The organism is Rhodoferax sp. UBA5149 (assembly GCF_002413825.1).
GTDB lineage: Bacteria > Pseudomonadota > Gammaproteobacteria > Burkholderiales > Burkholderiaceae_C > Rhodoferax.
Genome location: NZ_DHXT01000216.1, coordinates 1 through 3,488 on the forward strand (window position 1 = coordinate 1; position 3,488 = coordinate 3,488).

At 63.7% G+C, this 3,488-nt stretch carries 3 protein-coding genes; 1 reads left to right on the forward strand and 2 read right to left on the reverse strand.

From position 1 onward, the window contains the following. Window positions 1-1,450, forward strand: a 1,450-nt coding sequence (locus B3V69_RS19365; RefSeq protein WP_296449020.1) for a putative bifunctional diguanylate cyclase/phosphodiesterase, incomplete at its 5' end; no start/stop codon positions are given. Window positions 1,451-1,473: 23 nt separating this feature from the next. Here B3V69_RS19365 and B3V69_RS19370 read toward each other — a convergent pair. Then, window positions 1,474-2,730 carry a multifunctional CCA addition/repair protein gene (locus B3V69_RS19370; RefSeq protein WP_296449023.1) on the reverse strand — a complete coding sequence of 419 codons (1,257 nt, stop codon included), beginning with the start codon at window positions 2,728-2,730 and terminating at the stop codon, window positions 1,474-1,476. Window position 2,731: 1 nt separating this feature from the next. Further along, window positions 2,732-3,430 (reverse strand): glutathione S-transferase family protein, encoded by a 699-nt coding sequence (locus B3V69_RS19375; protein WP_296449026.1) that lies wholly within the window; start codon window positions 3,428-3,430, stop codon window positions 2,732-2,734. Between the last annotated feature and the right edge of the window lie 58 nt (window positions 3,431-3,488).

Below are 3,488 nucleotides of genomic sequence, written 5' to 3' on the forward strand. Positions count from 1 at the left end.
CGAAATCTGGAACCGGCGCAAGAGCGGTGAGGTCTATCCCCAATGGATCACCATCAACCCGATGGTCAATTCCTTTGACGAGGTGACGCACTACATTGGCATGTTCAGCGACATCAGCCAAAGGAAATCGGATGAAGAGCGCATCAAGTGGATGGCGCACTTCGAACCCCTCACCGGGCTGCCCAATCGCGCCCTGATGACGGATCGTTTCGAGCACGCCCTGAGCATCGCGCAACGCAACGGGGAGTCGATGGCGCTGATGTTTCTGGACCTCGACCATTTCAAGAACATCAATGATTCCCTGGGTCACGGCGCCGGCGATGAGCTGCTTATTGGCGTGGCCCGGCGCATACGCCAGCAGGTGCGCGAGCAAGACACGGTGGCGCGCCTGGGTGGCGACGAATTTGTCATGGTGCTGCCTGGCACGGACGCCGATGGCGCGGCGCACCTGGCGCAAAAGCTGCTCGACGGCATCGCCAAGCCTTTTTTGGTCGGGCAGCATGAGTTGAGCGTGACCCCTTCCGTCGGCATCGCGATGTATCCGCAGGACGGGCATGACTTGAAGGCCTTGGCGCAGCACGCCGAGGTGGCGATGTACCGGGTCAAGCAGGACGGTCGCAACGCTTATCGCTTCTTTGCCCCCGAAATGCAGTCGCATTTGGCGCGCACCTTGCTGCTTGAAGGTGCCTTGCGCCGGGCGCTGGAGCGCAATCAGCTGACGCTGCACTACCAGCCGCAGCTGTGCTTGCGCACCGGGCGGGCGATTGGCGTGGAGGCCTTGCTGCGCTGGAATCACCCCGAGCTGGGCATGGTGTCGCCGGCCGAGTTCATTCCGATTGCCGAGAAGAGCGGCCTGATACTGCCGATTGGTGAATGGGTGCTGCGCACCGCCGTTGCGCAAATGTCAAGCTGGATTGACAGCGGTTTCGAGCCGATCATCATGGCGGTGAACCTGTCACCGGTGCAGTTCCGGCACCCCAACTTGCCCGAACTGGTGAGCCGAATTCTGGACGAGATCGGCTTGCCGCCCAAGTATCTGGAGCTGGAGCTGACCGAAGGCGTGGCCAGCGATGACCCCGTGGGCGCCATCGCGATCATGGGCGATCTGCGCGCGCGGGGGGTGCGCATGTCGATTGACGACTTTGGCACCGGTTATTCGTCCCTGAGCTACCTCAAACGCTTTTCGGTCTACAAGCTCAAGATCGACCAGTCCTTTGTGCGCGACATCACCGTGGACCCGGAGGACAAGGCGATTGTCAGCGCCATCATCAGCATGGCGGGAAGCCTGGGCTTGCAGACCATTGCCGAGGGCGTGGAGACGCTGGAACAGCTTGACTTCCTGCGCGCGCAGGGGTGTGATGAAGTACAAGGTTACTTCTGCAGCCGGCCCTTGACCGCGTCGGACTGTGAGAACTACCTGCTGAGGCACGTGATTCAACCCGCTTTTTGAGGGCTACGACAGGCCGGCGCCGGTTACAGACGGGCCTTCAGCGCGTCAATCCGCGCCTTGTGGATGTACTCTCCAATTTTTTTGCCGCTAGCCCCCGTCGCTATTGCCTGAGACGCTACTGAATCTGTAGCAACCGTCTGCGCCGCCGCCAACGCCGACAGCAGTCGCGCGCGCTGCGGGTAGGGTGCGTCCTGCTGCCCCAGGCGCCCGCGCGCGTCGCATTCGCAGGCCAGCAGCGCCGCTTCAAAGCGGGCCGGTTTGCGAAACGCGTCGCAGCGCTCCAGCAGGCGCAGCAGGGCGGCCGCGCCCAGCTCGGCGCTGCGATGGATATTGCCGTGCTCGCGCGCCACCACGTCGGCCAGCTCCCGGCACTCGGTGGGCACGCGCAGCCGTTCGCACACGCCTTTGAGCAGCCGGGCGCTGCGTTCTTCATGCCCGGTGTGGCGCGGCAGTACGTCGGCTGGGGTGGTGCCTTTGCCCAGGTCGTGGAACAGGCAGGCCAGGCGCACCGGCAGGGAAGCTTGCAGTTGGGCGCTCATGTCCAGCACCAGCATCAGGTGGATGCCGGTGTCGATTTCGGGGTGGTAGTCGGCACGTTGCGGCACGCCCCACAGCTGATTCACCTCGGGCAGCAGGCGCGCCAGCGCCCCACAGTCACGCAGCACCGCGAACATGCGCGAGGGGGTTTTCTCCATCAGGCCTTTGGCCAGTTCCTGCCAGACCCGCTCGGCCACCAGATGGTCCACTTCACCTGACTGCACCATGTCGCGCATGAGTTGCAGCGTGGGGGGCGCCACCGTGAAATCGGCAAAGCGCGCCGCCAGCCGGGCCACGCGCAGGATGCGCACCGGGTCTTCGCGAAAGGCCACGGTAACGTGGCGGAACACCTTGCGCTGCAGATCCCGCCGCCCGCCAAAAGGGTCGATCAGCGCTGCCTGGTCTGAGTCGAATGTGCCATCAGCCCTCATGGAATCTTCGCAGACAGCTATTGAATTGATAGTGATGTCGCGACGCCCCAGGTCTTCTTCGAGCGTCACATCGGGCGCCGCATGGACGCTGAAGCCGTGGTAGCCGGGAGCGGTTTTGCGCTCGGTGCGGGCCAGTGCGTATTCTTCTTTGGTCTTGGGATGAAGGAACACCGGAAAGTCCTTGCCGACCGGCAAAAAACCCTGCGCCGTCAGGGCCTCGGGCGTGGCGCCCACCACCACCCAGTCCCGGTCTTTCACCGGCAAACCGAGCAGTGCATCACGCACCGCGCCACCCACCAGGTAGAACTGCATGTCAGCGTCTCGGGTCTGAACTTGTCAAACGGTAGGGCTCCTCGAAATCGCGGAAGTCTTTTTCCGCCCGAGCCTCATCCATCCACGCCTTGACGCCGGGCAGGGCGCACACCCGCGCCACATAACCGGCAATGGCTGGTGGCACGGGCAGGGCGTAGGTCTTCAGGCGCATGCAGATTGGGGCGAAATAGGCGTCGGCGACTGAGAAGTCGCCAAACAGCAGGGGGCCGCCGTGCTCGATCAGCAGTTCCTGCCACATGGCCACCAGGCGGGCGACATCGGCCCGCACCGCGGGCTTGTCACGCCAGATCAGGGCGCCGGTGTCGGCCAGGGAGGCTTCGATGTTCATCGGGCAGTTGCCCCGCAGATGCGTGAAACCGGCATGCATCTCGGCACAGATGCTGCGGGCGCGGGCGCGCGCGGCCTTCTCAAGCGGCCACAGCTGCTTGTCCGGAAATTGCTCGGCCACGTATTCCGCGATCGCCAGCGTGTCCCACACCGCCAGATCGCCGTCGATCAGGACCGGCACTTTGCCGGTGGGCGTCAGGGCATCGACGGTGTTCTTGAAGTGGGAGCCCGCTTCAAACGAGTCAAAGCGGACCATGAGCTCTTCAAACGGGATACCTGCCTGGCGGAGCAGCACCCACGGGCGCATGGACCAGGACGAATAGTTTTTGCTGCCGATCACGAGCTTGAGCATGAGGTGTCTCCAAACCTGCCATGCTAGCGCAAGGGGGGAGGGTCGCGGATGACCCGCT